A 16,640-nucleotide genomic window follows, 5' to 3' on the forward strand; every position below is an offset into this window, starting at 1 on the left:
GAAAAATGTCCGCCAGAAATTTAAATAAAAGTCTCTGGCGGACAGAAATTCCGTCTGATTCCGGGCAAAAAATACCGGATGGTTTTGGACAAAACCGGTCGTCAGTAACAATAATACTACAATTATCCACAATACATTTTCTTTGCCTGACTTATATTTTAGCAATATCGCATTAAATATTCCCAGCCCCAAAATATATTCTATCAGATTCCCTATCCGTTATATTTTTGCAAAAGTTTCTCCAGTTCCTCCGAAATCTTTTTCGCATCCTCATACTTACCAGCCTGAAGAGCGAAAGCGATCCGGTTCTCCAGTTCTTTTTTCTTCTGCTCATATTCCAGATAATCTTTATCGAAATGATCGGCGTAGATCATTTTTCGGAATTTTCGCATGCTCACCTTGCGAAGACCTTTATCTTCTGTAAGAAGCACGTAATCCATACAATTGGCAACGGTGTAGAAATCATGGGAAACCATGAGCACTGTTCCATTATATTTCTCTATGGCCTGCTCTAAGGCCAGCTGGGAATAGGTATCCAGATGGCTGGTAGGCTCGTCCAGAAGCAGCAGGTTGGCACCAGTTCTGGAAATCTTCGCCAGCTGGAGAAGGTTCTTTTCTCCACCAGACAACTCTCCCACCGGACTGTAGATCAGCTCTTCCTCAAAGCCATAAGTTTTCAGATAAGCGATCACCTGGGCATCTGTGTCAAAGCCTGCATCTGCGAAATTCTTAAGGACGGTAGCTTTCTCATCAAATACCTCCCCATGCATCTGGGAAAGATACGCCATTTTTACATTTTCTCCCAGGTGGATGGCCGGATTTTCGCCCTTGATAATGTCTCTGAGAAGAGTTGTCTTACCTGTACCGTTTGGTCCCACAATTGCAGCCTTCTCACCTGCCTGGAGAGAGAAGGAGACATGTTCCATGATCTCACGGTCAAAAGTTACATTATAGTCTTCTACTGTAAGTACAGTGTCTTGAACCTTTTTTTCAACACCTAAATTTTCCTGAACCGCTTTTCCTTCTGTTTCCTGAAATTCACCGGCTGATTTTTCCAAAGCATTTCCTGTCAAATCCTCATCTGCATGCAGCACAATCTCCGGCTGTTTAATATCTACAAACGGAGACTTTGTTTTTCTGGCTTCCAGCCGCTCCAACAGGGAAACCCTTGCATGAAGGCTTCTTCCCCTTGTGGCACTGTCAATGGCTGTCGCACTGTTCCGTAAGCGCTCCACAATCTTCCGGTTGCGCTCGATCTCCTCCATATCTGCCGCAGCCAGCTCCTGCTGCTCAATCTTCATCTGCAAAAGGGCAAAATTGTAGTCCACATAATTGCCGTCAAACTCCTGCATCTCTGTATTTTCCAAATGAAGGATCTTGTTGAAGCAATGATTCAGAAGATAACGGTTGTGGGTGATCACAAGCAAGGTTCCCTTATGGGAATTGATCAGATTCCGAAGTGCATTTAAATGCTGAAAATCCAGGAACACATCCGGCTCATCCATAATAATAAATTTCGGACTGATCATCATCTCCCGGATTGCCTGCACCAGCTTGAACTCTCCGCCGCTTAAATTGGTAAGAAGCTGGTCTTCATACCCTGCCAGCCCCGCCAGCTTCAGCTGTTTGCGGATATTACTTTCATAAAAATCACCATCAATGGCATTAAACTCATCCAAAGTCTGCTGATATTCCTCCATCAGCTCTTCCAGATGATCCGTAGTGGCCATATCTTCACAAATCTGGTTGATCTTATTCTGCAATCTCACAAATTCTTCACTGATATAGTCAAATACAGTAACTTCTTTTTCCTCATCAATGGTGTAAAACTGACTGACATACCCGATTCTTCCAGGCACATCGATGATCAGCTTTCCATCGTATAAATAATCATCCGGCTGAAGGATCATGTTCACAAGTGTGCTCTTACCGGTTCCATTTGTGCCAATGAAAGCACAATGCACATCATCTTCCAGGGTAAATGAAATTTTATTATATAACTCTTTATGTGGAAAAGAGTAGGATAAATTCTCTGCTTTAATCATAAGTACTCCTTTTCTCTATATTTCGCTATCTTTAAAATGGTAACATTCCTGTAAATAATTTACAAGATTTTTCTCCCGAAAAAACTCAAAATAGCCTCCGTTTCTATCCGGAAGCTATTCCAATATCCCCTTCTAATTCCTTACTTCAATTTCGGCAGATTCCACCTGTAGTGTGCTGCCAGATATCTCATCAGGATCACCGCCGCAGATCCGAAGATCAGGGATGCCACCACCCCAAACCAGCGGTACGTATACACGCACACAATCGCTCCCACAATGGAAGCACATGCATAAATATGCTTTACGAAAATATAGGGAGGTACCTCTGCCATCATATCACGGAGCAATCCTCCGCCAACTCCAGTGATGGTTCCCACAAATACCAGCAGGAAGGTATTGTCTGCAAAGCCCTGGCGGATTCCTGTGTTCACCCCAACTACCGTAAAAATCCCAAGTCCCACAGAGTCCATCACCAGCATCACCTTATCATAAGTAACATTTCCTTCCAACAATTCTCTTTTAAAATAAAGAAGGAAAAATACAAGCACGGAAGTGAGCACTGCTACAGCCGCATACACCGGGTTCTGAAAAACGCCTGGGGGAATGATTCCAAGCGTCACATCACGGATCATCCCACCGCCAACAGCCGTGATCACACCCAGTACCGAAATTCCGAAAATATCCATCTTCTGCTCCGATCCCACCAAAGCACCTGACGCCGCAAACGCAATGGTTCCGATCATTTCCAGAATAAATGTGATTGTTTCCTGATAACCCATAAAATAATAACCTCGTCCAATTTATCCTATGCCATTTCCAATACAAAGTTTGCGCAGCAAACGCTGCTTCTTACCCTTGTCACAGAAAGATTTACCTTTTTGCGTGGCAAATGACACCAAATCAGTATAACATATAATTCTTAGTTTGCCACCTGAAAATACCAAAAATCTCAACAAATTTCAGCACCACTAAATTATTTTTCGAAAAAGAGCTAAAAATATGACCGGAAGATTTTTCCCCCGGCCATACTCTCATTTTTTATAATATTTTTCTTAGTCAAATAATTCCATACACGCCCATCAGCCCTTCACACCGCCAAGTGCAACACCAGCAACGATATACTTGGAAAGTACCAGGTATACAACAACCAGCGGGATAATGGTAACAAACAGTCCTACGTAAACTACACCATAGTCAGTACGGAACTGGTTGGAGCTCAGCAGCTGTACGAACATAGGAAGGGTTTTCTTGGAGTCTGTTGTTAGCAAAATGGTAGGTGTAAACAGGTTGTTCCACTGTGCAATAAACTGGAAGATCGCCTGTGTGGCAACTGCCGGTTTCATGATCGGCAGAATAATTTTGTTGAAAGTATTCCACTCTCTGGAACCGTCGATTCTGGCTGCCTCGATCATTTCCAGGGAAAGGGTGCTCTCCATGTACTGTTTCATAAAGAAAACAACGGTCGGAGCTGCAATGGTAGGAATGATCAGCGGAACATATGTATCGATCAGCTTCAGATCCAGCATGAAACGGTAGAAACCGATAATGGAAATCTGGCTTGGTACCATCATAACTGCCATAATAAATGCCCATGCAAATTTCTTAAATTTGAAATCATATACATGGATACCATAAGCTGTCAGAGATGAGAAATAAACTGACAGGAAGGTTCCAGGAATGGTAATGGTTGCAGAGTTGATGATCGCTTTCTGCAAAGTGATCTGCATACCATTCTGCTTGATCATCAGGTTTTTCCAGTTCTCGATCAGGTGTGTGGACGGAATCAGGGAAACACCAGCCTTAATGGACTCGGAATCTCTTGTTGCGTTCATAACCAGAAGAACAAATGGCAAAAGTGCAATAATACAGAATAAAATACAAATAATGGTACGGAAGACTTTCTGATGCAGCATATTTTTGCTGTAGCTGTCTACTGTTGCGGCTTTACTCATTATCTTCCACCTGCCTTTCTACGCTGTTTCTGCTCTTTTTTCATACGTCTGTCTTCACTGTCGCTCATAGTGGCAAACAGGATCAGACTGACAACCAAAGTAATAATAAACAGTACTACGGAAACGGCTGCTGCCTTTCCAACATCGCTGTTGTACAGACGCATAATGTACATTGCCATTGTAGTAGTCTTGTCATCTGGCAGACCAACAAGTCCAGTCTCCGGAACGTTGAACAGTGCCGGGATATCGTACATCTGAAGACCACCGATTGCGGAGGTAACCAGTGTGTACAGCATAATTGGTTTCAAAAGCGGTAAGGTGATGTAGCGGAATTTCTTCCAGCCTGTTGCACCATCAATATCAGCTGCCTCGAAAAGTCCTGGGTCAATACCTAGAACACCGGAGATCAGAAGCAGGGTCGTATTACCAAACCACATCCACCACAGGATTGTGGAGATCAATCCACGGCTTCCTGCTACGCTGGACATAAAGTCAAAGTTCTTGCTTAAAATTCCCCAGTCTTTTAAAGTCTGAGTAATCGGTCCATACTGGGAAAATAAGGATTTAAACAGTACGGAAACAGAAGCTGCGGTAATAACACTTGGCAGATAAACGATAACCTTCATAGCGCCGGTTCCTTTTACCTTAACCTTCTCATCTGTCAGCCAGACTGCCAGAAGAAGGGAAACCAGAATCTGCGGAACAAAGTTACAGCCCCACATTACCAGAGTATTTTTCAGATAGCTGAGTACATATCCTCTCTCGCCTGCAGTCATTCCCAAAATGTTTGCAAAATTCTGAAATCCTGCAAACTCCATAAATTCACGTCCATTACGTTTGTAATAGGATAAGGTACTATAATAGAAGGTATTGATCAGCGGCCATAACTGGAACACCAGATAAGTGATAAAAAACGGTGCAATAAAGAAGTAGCCGTACCTTCCATAATCGATCATTTTTTTCTTTTTCTTATTCATAACAGCCTCCTGTCTGAAGTTGCCTGCTTTTCCCAGGCAGAATGCCTGACACTGGCGGGAGTGCCTGCCACTTGGGACTTCTGCGCCATCCTCCTCTGCCACTGGCAGTCATTCTGCTTCTCATAGCAAAAGCAGCTGCTCGCATGTCATATATAAGAATGTGCTGCTCCTTCTTTTGGGAAGAAGCAGCACACTCACTACTTACTTATGAATCATTGACCTCACAAACTCTTAAGCCAGATTATTCTGCGCTCAGGTAAGAGAATGTATCATGGATAGATGCGGTCAGATCTGCGATTGCAGTATCAAGATCTTTTTCGCCTGTAGCATAAGCCTTGGTCTGAGTATCCATAAGGGAAAGGATCTGCTGATCTTCTGCTGTTACCATAGAAGCATCAAGTCCGTCTGCTAATGGAAGGAAGAACTCCATGAAGTTCTGTCCAGCGTCTGGATACAGATATCCGTTGCCATCTGCTGATGTTCCAGCGTCGATGATCTTGCTGACAGCTGCTGTGTTGTTTACATAGTCAGAGTTCAGAGCGTTGATTGCAACCATTCCATCTTCGTCACATGTGAAGAATTTCATGATCTTAGCTGCAAGCTCGGTATCTGCGCAATCTGTTGTAGCTGCAAGTCCTGTGCCACCCCAATAGCATTTTGTCTGGGTAGGAACAAGGATTGTGTTGTCTTTCCACTCATCTGTTAAGCACCAGTATACGAACCATGGGCATCCCATATATGCAAGTGCTGCATTGGACTCTTCTCCGTCACCGCTCATGTTTGCACTCCAGTCAGCGCTCCACTGATCTGTGTTGAAGGTAAGGTCTTCGTCATAAAGAGTCTTAGCTGTTTCCATGTATGTCTTGATGTTGTCATCGATTGTGATCTTATCGTTCTCATCATAGAAGCCCTGGGTTCTGGAACCGGTCAGGCTACGTTTGATCTCATCATAGCCGGAGAACAGTTTGCATTTTCCGCCGGAAGCATCGTTAACTTCTTTAGCTGTAGCAACGATGGTATCCAGATCTTTGAATTTCTCAGCTAAAGCTGCCGGATCTGTTGTTCCAAGATATTTCTCAGCCAGATCTGCACGAACTGCGTAGCATCCAGGAGTTGCCTGCCAGAACAGTGCTCTTACGTTTCCATCTACATCGGATCCAAGATCCAGGTTGTACTGATAGCTGTTTGCATAATCATCAGCTGTAATTCCAAGATCTGCTACGTTCTGTACCCAGTCACTGTTTACATATTTCTGAACGTAGTCAACTTCCAGACCCATCATATCCGGATATAATTCATTTGAAGGATCATCAAGTACAGGATCCAGTTTGCTCTGATAGTAGTCAGATCCGCCTGTGTTTACGAATACGATTCTTTCGTAATCATCTGGATAAGCCTCTTTGAATGGTCCATCAAGAATTTTCTTGATATCGTCGTTCCATCCCCATACTACAAAGGAATCATCTGCGGAAGCGTCACCGGTAACTTCATTCTCCGGGGTATCTCCTTCTGCCATAACCGGAACTGCACACATTGTCATTCCTGCCAGCATAGAAGCTGTTAATAATACGCTCACCATTTTTTTCTTCATGTTACTTCCTCCTTTAAAATTATATCTTTTTAATTTTTTTAATAACTACTTGAAATTTTTCTGAGGATACAAAGTTTTCACGGAAGCTCCTTTAAAAAGAGTTCCATCAACTGTGTATTTCTCAATGACTGTTGTCTTCGGGTGCTCAATCAGCTCAATCAGCCTTTCTGCTGCTATCCTTCCGATTGCCGCTGTATCCTGGCAAAGGGTTGTAAGCTTGGGTTCAAGAACCTGGGCGATGTTGATTCCATCGTAGCCAACTACTGAAACATCTTCTGGTATCCGAAGTCCTCTTTCCCGTATCTCGTTTATCCCTCCCATCGCTGCATAATCGTCAGGATAGAGAATACAGGTTGGCGGATCCTTTAAATCCAGGAGTTCGCCGGTTCTCTCACCTGCCAGATCAGCATCTCTGTAAAAAGATGGCTTTACATATTCATCCGGTTCTTCAATTCCCAGCCTTTGCAGGGTCCGGTAAAAACTTCCAAGACGGTTCTTGGTAACCGATGTGTCATCTCCGTGAATGTAAGCGATCTTGCGGTGTCCCTTCTTATATATATAGGTAACAAGTTCTTCCATTCCCTGGATGTTGTTGGATACTACCGATATCCTTCCATCACAGATATGATCGATGGTCACCACCGGAATGTCTGATAGGAGAAGCTCCTGAACCTCTTCTGCGGTAAAATCCACACAGGCCATTACCACTCCATCTACGCCCCGGTATCTGCAGTGCTCCAGGTAGGTCATCCTCTTACCGGAAACATTTCCGCTTGTAAAAGTGATGTCATAGCCTTTCGCTTCTGCGGTGCTTTTGAAGCTTTCCAATACTCTGTTGAAGTAATCATGTGTAAGACCGCTTCGGGCCTCGTCCACAAATAAGACTCCCAGGTTAAAGGTTCGCTTCGTCTTCAAAGCTCTTGCCGATGAGTTGGGAAGATATCCCATCTCTGAAGCCGTTCTTAATATGTAGTTTTTTGTTTCCTCTCCGATGTCGGAGTAACCATTTAATGCTTTACTGACAGTGGCGACTGAGACATTACATTTTTTTGCGATTTCTTTCATGGAAACCATATGCTTGCCTCACTCTTTCCTGTTTTTCTTTCCTGTCATCTCTAAATCGTTTTCGTGAGCTTATAATATCCCCTAGTGCACAAAAAATCAAGTGGTTTTTGCCATTTTTTGTGCGTTTTCACGTCATTCTACCTATTGCACAATTTGGATATGTGTGTTTTTAACAGTTTGGCAGAGAACACAAATGCTTTTCGAAAACTTTTCGCGAAAACTTTCGTGCTGTAAATCTCTGATTTGTAATATATAATAGATTTAATTATTACTGTAATTTTTATGTTGCTTTTAATCAGTCTTTCTATTATACTAAGGGCAAATATATACCATTATTCTTTACTATTATTTCTTATTGCCTTTACTTATTCGTTTTCGTATGTTAATTATCTCACAATTTCAACTAGTGCATTTACTCATTTAGAAACAACTGTTAAAACGAATCAGCTATGTAACTAGGCTAATAACAAAGAATAACTTCACTAAAATTTAAGGAGGTTCACTATGAATTTCGGACATTTCGATGACGTCAATAAAGAATATGTCATTACTACACCAGATACTCCATTACCCTGGATCAACTACCTTGGCTCCCAGGATTTCTTTACACTGATCTCCAATACCTGCGGCGGATACAGCTTCTATAAAGATGCGAAGCTGCTCCGCATCACCCGTTACCGCTACAATAACATTCCGGTAGATTCCAACGGAAAATACTACTATATCAAAGATGGCGATACGGTATGGAATCCAGGTGCAATGCCAACCCGCACCCCTCTTGATGTTTATGAGTGCCGCCACGGACTTGGCTACAGCCGTTTCCACGGTGAGAAAAATGGCCTGGCCGCTGATCTTCTGGCTTTCGTCCCAGTTGATACCGCCTGCGAGATCAACAAGCTGACACTTAAGAATAATTCTGATAAAGCGAAAAAGGTTTCGTTATTCTCTTATGTAGAGTTCTGTCTCTGGAATGCAGTGGATGATATGACCAACTACCAGCGAAACTTAAGTACCGGCGAAGTTGAGATCATTGGCAGCACTATTTACCATAAGACCGAATACCGTGAGCGCCGTAATCACTATAGCTTCTTTACCGTAAATGCCCCTGTAGACGGTTTCGATACCAGCCGTGATGAGTTCTTAGGTCTTGGCAGAGGCAACAATGCTCCTATTGTCGTAGAGGAAGGCAAGAGCCACAATTCTGTTGCCAGCGGATGGTATCCGATCGCCAGCCAGCAGATCAACGTTTCCCTGGCACCTGGCGAAGAGAAAGAATTTGTTTTCCTTCTTGGCTATTGCGAAAACCCGAAAGACAACAAATGGGAAGCTTTAAACGTGATCAAGAAAGATCCGGCTAAGAAGATCATGGAGAAATTCGCTACTTCCGAACAGGTAAATGCAGCTTTCGCTACTCTGAACGCTTACTGGGATGATCTTCTCTCCCGCTATCATGTAGAGAGCCAGGATCCACATGTAAACCGTATGGCAAATATCTGGAACCAGTACCAGTGTATGGTAACCTTTAATATGTCCCGTTCTGCTTCTTACTATGAATCTGGAACAGGCCGCGGAATGGGCTTCCGTGATTCCTGCCAGGATCTTCTTGGATTCGTACATCTGATCCCGGAGCGTGCAAGAGAGAGAATCCTGGACATTGCCGCTACCCAGTTTGAAGACGGAAGTGCTTACCATCAGTACCAGCCTCTTACCAAGCAGGGCAACCTGGATATCGGAAGCGGATTTAATGATGACCCGCTGTGGCTGATTGCAGCTGTGGCAGCTTATTTAAAAGAAACTGGAGATTATTCCATTCTGGACGAGATGGTTGCTTTTGACTGCCATATGGAAAAAGCGGCTCCGCTGTTTGAGCACCTTCGCCGTTCCTTCGAATACAGCCGCACCCATCTTGGACCGCACAAACTTCCACTGATCGGACGTGCTGACTGGAATGACTGCCTGAACCTGAACTGCTTCTCCAATGAACCAGGTGAGTCCTTCCAGACCACTGGACCATCTGAGGGACCGGTTGCAGAATCTGTATTTATTGCAGGTATGTATGTAAAATATGGCAATGAGTTTGCAGAGATCTGCAGACGTGTTGGTAAAGAGGAAGACGCAGCGATCGCGCAGAAGGCTGTTGATGAAATGTATCAGGCAGTTCTTGATGCCGGCTGGGATGGAGAATGGTTCCTTCGTGCTTACGATGCCGCTTCCCAGAAGGTTGGTTCCCATGAGTGTGAAGAGGGACAGATCTTTATTGAGTCGCAGGGCTTCTGTATTATCGCCGGAATCGGTGTAAAGGAAGGTCTGGCTAAGAAGGCTCTGGATTCTGTTAAGGAGCGTCTGGATACCAAGTACGGCATTATGCTTCACCAGCCGGCTTACACCAGATATTACCTGAATCTTGGTGAAATTTCTTCCTACCCACCGGGATACAAGGAAAATGCTGGAATCTTCTGCCATAATAATCCATGGATTTCCATTGCAGAAACAGTGATCGGACGTGGAAACCGCGCTTTTGAAATTTATAAAAAGACCTGCCCGTCTTATATTGAGAACATCAGTGAGATCCATCGTACAGAGCCTTATGTTTACTCTCAGATGATCGCAGGACGTGATGCAGCCCGCCATGGCGAAGCGAAGAACAGCTGGCTGACCGGAACTGCTGCATGGACTTTCGTAAATCTTTCCCAGGCGATCCTGGGTGTACAGCCATCCTACGACGGACTTTCTATTGATCCGTGTATTCCGGAAGGCTTCGGTGACTTTACTCTTACCCGCCGCTTCCGCGGTGCTACCTACTACTTCGACGTTAAGAACCCGAGCAATGTGGAAAAGGGAGTTGCTTATCTGGAAGTAGATGGCAAACATGTGGATGGAAATGTAGTTCCAGTAGAGGATGGAAAAACCGAGTATCATGTGACCGTACATATGGCATAAAACTTAATATTACCGTTTTTAGCAGGGAATCCTAATTATGGATTCCCTGTTTTGCTGTATAACAAAAGCCTCCGAAACCGAAGTCCCAGAGGCTTTCATTTTTCTATTATTCTACTTTTCGTAAAGCGGGTGAATCTCTTTCTTGTATGCGTAGCGGATGAACACGAAACAGATTACGCCAGAGAATACTTCTGCGATCGGGAACGCCCACCAGCAGGCACCAAGGCCGCCAACTTTTGACAGAATAAATGCGGCTGGAAGCAGCACTACCAGCTGACGAAGGACCGACACTACAAGGCTTAAAAAGCCGTGTCCCAATGCCTGGAATACGGATGACGCTACCACGGAAAATCCTGCGATCAGGAAGCTGAGGCTGATGGTCCGGAGGGCTGGGATGCCGATTGCCAGCATGTCATCAGCGGCACTGAAGATTCCAAGAAGACTTTCCGGGAAATGCTGGAACACCGCGAAACCGGCCAGCATAATACATACACCATAAATAATGCTGAGCTTAATGGCTTTCGTAATACGCTCTGGTTTTCGGGCACCATAATTGTAAGCAACAATGGGAACCATTCCGTTGTTCAGTCCAAACACCGGCATAAAGATAAAGCTCTGAAGCTTGAAGTATACGCCAAATACTGCAGTGGCTGTGGAAGTAAATCCCATGAGGATCTTATTCATTCCAAAGGTCATAACAGAACCTACGGAAGCCATGATAATGGACGGGAAGCCTACGCTGTAAATGCCGCGGATCACCGGTCCGGAAAGCTTGTATTTCGTAAGAGAAATATGCAATTCTTTATTCAGCTTAATGTTAATGACCACACCAATGATCGCTGCAATGATCTGTCCGGTTACCGTTGCAAGAGCTGCACCTGTTACCTCCATTCTCGGGAATCCGAATAATCCGAAAATCATGATCGGATCCAGAATGATATTGATGATCGCGCCTAAAAGCTGTGTCAGCATGGAATAAACCGTCTTTCCTGTAGACTGCAGCAGCTTCTCACTTACCAGCTGGATAAACAGTCCGAAAGACATAATCCCGATCACTCTCACATAATCCACACCATATTCCAGAATCTGCGGATCAGAAGTCTGCACACTGAAAAACGCCGGTGCAAACAGTCCGCACACGATAGCGAATCCGATAAAACTGAAAATGGCAAGATAAATACCATTGTTTGCCGCGCTGTTGGCGTACTCGTTCTTCTTTTCCCCAAGGGCGCGGGATACCAGCGCATTGATACCAACTCCGGTACCCGTTCCCACTGCGATCATCAGGTTCTGCACCGGAAAGGCAAGGGAAACCGCGGTAAGTGCGCTCTCACTTAATTTTGCCACGAACATACTGTCCACAATATTATAAAGTGCCTGGACAAGCATGGAAATCATCATGGGCACAGACATGGTAAGCAGAAGCTTCGCCACTGGCATAACGCCCATTTTATTTTCCTGAACTTTTACTTCTTTTTCCAAAAATAATCCCCTCTCTTCTGTAATTAAGCCCAAAGGCCAGTTCTCTTATTGTATATAAGTACGTGCCAGATGTCAATATAAGGGTGGATTTCTATGAAAAATTGTGCTATTCTTGTTACTGTTCACTGGTAATGTTCCGCGAGGTGTTTTTTGTGAACGTAGTTCACAGAAAACCCGAGAATTGCGGCGCGAAATCATGCGAATGCATGATTTCTGTGCATCGCGAAGCGGTTACTGGTCACGGAGTGAACAGTAACCTATTCTTTTCTAGATAATGGCTGTTTGCAGCGGCATGACCTGCAGAATATCAACCGCAGCAAACATCTTAGTTTTATATTTGCCAATGGAATTTTCTAAGGATTACCAGGGCATATACAATATTATTTTTATAAAACGGAGGAATTTTCTTATGGAAAGACACAGTTTTGCTATGGAGATCAAAGAAGGGAAAAAGAATGAATACCGCCAGAAATTAGGGGAAATCTGGCCGGAGCTTACCGCTTTTCTGGATCAGGAGAAGGTACATAATTTCAGCATCTGGAACTGCGAATCCCTGATTTTCGGATACTACGAAACAGACGAAAACAACGAATTTTCGGAAGAGAAAAAGGCTAAGATCCAGGCGCTCACTTCCAGGATTGATGACACCTTTACCTGGATTTCCACTCCTGGCGAAAACATGCGCCTGATGTATCACAATTTCGGAATTGTCCGCGAAAACAAGGAACTGATCCGCCACAGAATGTTTATGACGAAGCTGAAACCAGGCTGTGAGGAAGAATACAAGGCAAGACACGACGGACTGGTTGCTGCAAGAGGCGACAAGATCGATCCAGGCCCGGACAGCAACTTCAGCATCTGGAGCGCAGGCGGATATATTTTCGGCTATAATGAGATTGACACTACTATGGAGACAGAGGAAACACCGGAGGCTCACGAAGCTACCGTTGCCTGGGAAACCCGCCAGCTTGGCATTATGGACTGGATCACCAATGACTGCGACTGGCTTACCGGACAGATCCACTCTGCAAGTGTAAGACTGGCCTGGCATATGGGTAAATAATCTGGTAATTACAAAACTCCCTTATTACGTTTCGTTTTGCATCTTTACCTTTTGCAAACCGGGGCGTAATAAGGGAGTTTCATTTTATATCTCTTTTAATTCTTTTCTCAATATTTCAATCTCACCAGGCTGGATCGTCCGCATTTCCAGATAAACCCAGTCATCCACAATATGACCGATCACCGGAACTTCCAATCCTCTCAAGCGCGCACTGACCTCCTGTGCTGAGCAGTCATTCCCCGCCTTGCTTCTTATGGCCAGAGCTACACCCGGCAGTGTTTTTCCCGGCGTGGTTCCTCCCCCGATGGGATTCTGCGGCGGTGGCATTTTGTACTCATTTTCGGGAAAAAGGATCCTATATTCAAATTCCGTTTTTCCAAGCAATTCGTCCATAAGGCACCCTGCATTGGCTTTTAGTTCCTCAATGCTCCGTCCCATCATTTCGTAAACAGGAAGCTCTTCTTCCAGCTTCCTGTCATCCAGGTAAATACCCACCGTCTTATCCAGTGCCGCAGCTGTAAATTTATCGATCCGCAGCGCCCGCATAAGAGGATGCTTCGAAATCTTCTCGATCAGATCCTTACGTCCCACCAGGATTCCCGCCTGGGGGCCGCCCAGCAGCTTATCTCCGCTGAAAGAAACAATATCTGCCCCCTTCTTCAAAAGCTCCTGTACCGTTTTTTCCGGCTGGATTCCATAGGATGCCATATCCACAAGGCTGCCGCTTCCAAAGTCCACCAGAAAGGGAATTTCGCGGCTATGAGCCATATTTGCAAGTTCGGCCAGCTCCGGTTCGTGGGTAAACCCGGTAATCTGGTAATTGCTGGTGTGCACCTTCAGAAAGGCTGCGGTATTCTCAGTCACAGCATTTTCGTAATCCTGAAGATAGGTCCGGTTGGTGGTTCCCACCTCTACAAGTGTGGTTCCGCTCTGGCTGCACACATCCGGAATCCGGAACTTACCCCCGATCTCCACAAGCTCCCCTCTGGAAACAATGGTTTCCCCTCCAGAAGCCAGCGCTGTCAGCATAACCAGTACCGCTGCCGCATTATTGTTCACCGCAATAGCAGCCTCTGCTCCCGTCAGCCTGCACAGATTACTTGCAAAATGGTCATACCTGCTGCCTCTTTTCCCATCTTCCAGATCTATTTCCAGATTGGTATATCCAGTCATCAAAGGCACTAGTTCTGACACCAGGCGCTCTCCCAGCGGTGCTCTTCCAAGATTGGTGTGGAGGATCACGCCGGTAGCATTGATCACCCGCTGCATTCTCTTCCGGCTTCCACAGGAAAGAAGCTGTCTCATCTCCTGCAAAATATACGCTTCATAATCTTTCGAACCCATCTTTTTTGCAACGCTTATATCACACAGCCTTATCCGTTGTTCTTCCTTCCAGCTAACCGGTTTCTGTTCTGCGACTGCATTTCCATTAGCCAGAACCACCTGCAGCAGATCAGCCCTCAGCTGCTCCTCAGCCTCCCTGGCAGCGTCCCGCACAGCCGTGTATCCATATTGCCCGGCCAGCTCTTTTGCAGGTTCCATTCCCATGATCCTGTCAATTTTCGGAATCCGTCGAAACACTTCATTGCTCTCATTTCGGGAATTTCCCGCTTCTTTTTCCTTATGCGTTTTCGAAACCGGCAATGTCCTGCCATCTTTATCCATTATTCTTCTGTGCCTCGATCTTCTCCGCCAGATCATTTAAATATACCCAACGGTCCATTTTCTCTTCCAGCTGCTGTTCTGCTGCCTCTTTATCTGCCATGATCTCACGAAGCTTCACCGAATTGGTTGCATTTGCCATCATATCATTTTCCAGCCTGGCAATCTTCTCTTCCAATTTCGCGATATCCTCATCAATAGTGGCATATTCCCGCTCTTCTTTATAAGAAAATTTCAGCTTCTCGGACTTCTGCCCCTGCTTCCAGTCCTTTTTGGTAGCTTTCTTCGGCTCATCTTCTCCAATCGCACTTCCAGAAGCCGTCTTATTCACCAGGCCAGCACCGCCAGACGCACCACTTCCGGCACCATAGTTTCGTGCCCGCGCCTCTGCATAGTCTGTATAACCGCCCTCATACTGGGTCAGCTTTCCATCTCCCTCGAAAGCAAAAATACGGTCAACCACATCATCCAGAAAATAACGGTCATGAGACACTGTGATCACGATTCCGGAAAAAGTAGAAAGATAATCCTCCAGAATAGTCAAAGTGGGGATATCCAGATCATTGCTTGGCTCATCCAGAAGAAGCACATTGGGAGCTTCCATCAGCACCTTCAAAAGATACAGACGTCTCTTCTCCCCACCGGAAAGCTTGGCAACCGGTGTGTACTGCATAGCAGAGTCAAAAAGGAAACGTTCCAGCATCATGGAAGCACTGATCCTGCCATCACGGGTAGGAATAAACTCTGCCACATCACGGATGTAGTCGATCACCCTCTGATTTCCATCCATATCCGGCACTTCCTGGGCAAAATAGCCGATCTTGATGGTCTCTCCAATCTCCACAGTGCCAGAATCCGGCTCTACCATCCCGTCAATAATACGGATCAAAGTGGACTTTCCACAGCCATTGGGTCCGATGATCCCAAGCCGCTGATTTCGCAGCACAATATAATCGAAATCATCCAGGATCACCTTATCCCCATACTTTTTGGAGATATGGTGAAGCTCCACAGTTTTCTTTCCCATTCTGGTCTCCACGGAATCCATCTGCACATCCAGGTCCTGAGTAGGTGCTTTGCCGCTTTTTAAGGCCTCCAGGCGTTCCAGACGGGCGCGCTGCTTGGTGCTTCTGGCGCGGCAGCCACGCTTTGCCCACTCCAGTTCCATGCGGAGAATACTCTGTCTCTTTCTCTCGGAAGCCAGCTCCATCTCTTCTCTTTGCGCCTTCAATTCCAGAAAGCCGGAATAGTTGGCATCATAGGAATATAGCTTTCCGTGACTGATCTCCAGGATCTTATTGGTAACCTTATCCAGGAAGTAACGGTCATGGGTAACCATGATCACAACGCCCTTAAACCGGTTCAGATAGTCCTCCAGCCAGGTCACCATCTCATTGTCCAGATGGTTGGTTGGCTCGTCCAGGATCAGCACATCTGAAGGATTCACCAGAGTACGGGCCAGAGCCACACGTTTCTTCTGTCCGCCGGAAAGCTGTTCTACCGGCACATCATGCTCGGTGATCCCCAGTTTGTTTAAAATATTCCGGGCCTCACTCTCAGTGCTCCAGTCCTTCTGCCACTTCCCATCGGCTACATAATCCTGCACAATGGCTCCCTTTGGAAAATCCGGCATCTGGGGCAGATAGGTGATCCGCAGTCCATTCTGGGAGATCACCTGTCCCTCGTCCGTCTCTTCTTCCCCTGCAATGATCTTCAAAAGAGTACTTTTACCAGTCCCGTTGATTCCGATGATTCCAATCTTGTCCCCATCATGGATTCCATAAGAAATATCATCAAAAATCTTTTTATCTCCAAAAATCTTGCTTACATGTTCGATATTCAGCACATTCATAAAAATGTTAA

The 16,640-nt window shown here is 45.3% G+C and carries 11 protein-coding genes; 2 read left to right on the forward strand and 9 right to left on the reverse strand.

Going from position 1 to position 16,640, the window contains the following annotated elements; all coding sequences use genetic code 11:
* Window positions 1-212: 212 nt before the first annotated feature.
* The 6 genes from ACTQ50_RS13230 to ACTQ50_RS13255 form a co-directional block, all read right to left on the reverse strand.
* Window positions 213-2,045 (reverse strand): ABC-F family ATP-binding cassette domain-containing protein, encoded by a 1,833-nt coding sequence (locus ACTQ50_RS13230; RefSeq protein ID WP_441484585.1) that lies wholly within the window; start codon window positions 2,043-2,045, stop codon window positions 213-215.
* A gap of 140 nt (window positions 2,046-2,185) precedes the next feature.
* Window positions 2,186-2,824, reverse strand: a complete 639-nt coding sequence (locus ACTQ50_RS13235) for a trimeric intracellular cation channel family protein (protein WP_441484586.1) — start codon at window positions 2,822-2,824, stop codon at window positions 2,186-2,188.
* Window positions 2,825-3,124: 300 nt separating this feature from the next.
* Complete coding sequence (locus tag ACTQ50_RS13240) at window positions 3,125-3,997, reverse strand: carbohydrate ABC transporter permease (RefSeq protein WP_441484587.1); 873 nt, start codon at window positions 3,995-3,997, stop codon at window positions 3,125-3,127.
* A complete protein-coding gene (locus ACTQ50_RS13245) occupies window positions 3,997-4,974 on the reverse strand; it encodes a carbohydrate ABC transporter permease (protein WP_441484588.1) in 978 nt (325 codons plus the stop codon). Before ACTQ50_RS13245 ends, ACTQ50_RS13240 begins: the two co-directional genes overlap by 1 nt.
* Window positions 4,975-5,215: 241 nt before the next feature.
* Entirely contained in the window at window positions 5,216-6,565 is a 1,350-nt protein-coding gene (locus ACTQ50_RS13250; protein ID WP_441484589.1) for a hypothetical protein, read from the reverse strand.
* 45 nt (window positions 6,566-6,610) lie between these two features.
* A complete protein-coding gene (locus tag ACTQ50_RS13255) occupies window positions 6,611-7,639 on the reverse strand; it encodes a LacI family DNA-binding transcriptional regulator (protein ID WP_441484590.1) in 1,029 nt (342 codons plus the stop codon).
* 495 nt (window positions 7,640-8,134) lie between these two features.
* On the opposite strand from ACTQ50_RS13255, the gene ACTQ50_RS13260 reads away from it, so the two are divergent.
* On the forward strand, window positions 8,135-10,570 hold the full coding sequence (locus ACTQ50_RS13260) for a GH36-type glycosyl hydrolase domain-containing protein (RefSeq protein ID WP_441484591.1): 2,436 nt from the start codon (window positions 8,135-8,137) through the stop codon (window positions 10,568-10,570).
* Between the two features lie 111 nt (window positions 10,571-10,681).
* Here the strand turns inward: ACTQ50_RS13260 and ACTQ50_RS13265 are convergent, their stop codons facing one another.
* Window positions 10,682-12,019 (reverse strand): MATE family efflux transporter, encoded by a 1,338-nt coding sequence (locus ACTQ50_RS13265; RefSeq protein ID WP_441484616.1) that lies wholly within the window; start codon window positions 12,017-12,019, stop codon window positions 10,682-10,684.
* A gap of 442 nt (window positions 12,020-12,461) precedes the next feature.
* Here ACTQ50_RS13265 and ACTQ50_RS13270 point away from each other — a divergent pair, with 442 nt between their 5' ends.
* The gene (locus tag ACTQ50_RS13270) at window positions 12,462-13,115 is read left to right on the forward strand and encodes an L-rhamnose mutarotase (protein ID WP_441484592.1); all 654 of its coding nucleotides are present in this window, start codon (window positions 12,462-12,464) and stop codon (window positions 13,113-13,115) included.
* An 84-nt stretch (window positions 13,116-13,199) separates the two neighbouring features.
* Here ACTQ50_RS13270 and selA read toward each other — a convergent pair whose 3' ends face one another.
* On the reverse strand, window positions 13,200-14,780 hold the full coding sequence (gene selA, locus ACTQ50_RS13275; protein WP_441484593.1) for an L-seryl-tRNA(Sec) selenium transferase: 1,581 nt from the start codon (window positions 14,778-14,780) through the stop codon (window positions 13,200-13,202).
* Window positions 14,773-16,629 carry an ABC-F family ATP-binding cassette domain-containing protein gene (locus ACTQ50_RS13280; RefSeq protein ID WP_441484594.1) on the reverse strand — a complete coding sequence of 619 codons (1,857 nt, stop codon included), beginning with the start codon at window positions 16,627-16,629 and terminating at the stop codon, window positions 14,773-14,775. Before ACTQ50_RS13280 ends, selA begins: the two co-directional genes overlap by 8 nt.
* Between the last annotated feature and the right edge of the window lie 11 nt (window positions 16,630-16,640).

The organism is Blautia sp. Sow4_E7 (genome assembly GCF_052116245.1).
In the GTDB taxonomy this organism is placed as follows: Bacteria; Bacillota; Clostridia; order Lachnospirales; family Lachnospiraceae; genus Blautia_A.

Coding starts and splice junctions, on each gene's coding strand:
- ACTQ50_RS13255 (WP_441484590.1), bottom strand. CDS start 7,639: ATGGTTTCCATGAAAGAAATCGCAAAAAAATGTAATGTCTCAGTCGCC.
- ACTQ50_RS13230 (WP_441484585.1), bottom strand. CDS start 2,045: ATGATTAAAGCAGAGAATTTATCCTACTCTTTTCCACATAAAGAGTTA.
- ACTQ50_RS13260 (WP_441484591.1), top strand. CDS start 8,135: ATGAATTTCGGACATTTCGATGACGTCAATAAAGAATATGTCATTACT.
- ACTQ50_RS13250 (WP_441484589.1), bottom strand. CDS start 6,565: ATGAAGAAAAAAATGGTGAGCGTATTATTAACAGCTTCTATGCTGGCA.
- ACTQ50_RS13235 (WP_441484586.1), bottom strand. CDS start 2,824: ATGGGTTATCAGGAAACAATCACATTTATTCTGGAAATGATCGGAACC.
- ACTQ50_RS13280 (WP_441484594.1), bottom strand. CDS start 16,629: ATGAATGTGCTGAATATCGAACATGTAAGCAAGATTTTTGGAGATAAA.
- ACTQ50_RS13265 (WP_441484616.1), bottom strand. CDS start 12,019: ATGGGCGTTATGCCAGTGGCGAAGCTTCTGCTTACCATGTCTGTGCCC.
- ACTQ50_RS13245 (WP_441484588.1), bottom strand. CDS start 4,974: ATGAATAAGAAAAAGAAAAAAATGATCGATTATGGAAGGTACGGCTAC.
- selA (WP_441484593.1), bottom strand. CDS start 14,780: ATGGATAAAGATGGCAGGACATTGCCGGTTTCGAAAACGCATAAGGAA.
- ACTQ50_RS13270 (WP_441484592.1), top strand. CDS start 12,462: ATGGAAAGACACAGTTTTGCTATGGAGATCAAAGAAGGGAAAAAGAAT.
- ACTQ50_RS13240 (WP_441484587.1), bottom strand. CDS start 3,997: ATGAGTAAAGCCGCAACAGTAGACAGCTACAGCAAAAATATGCTGCAT.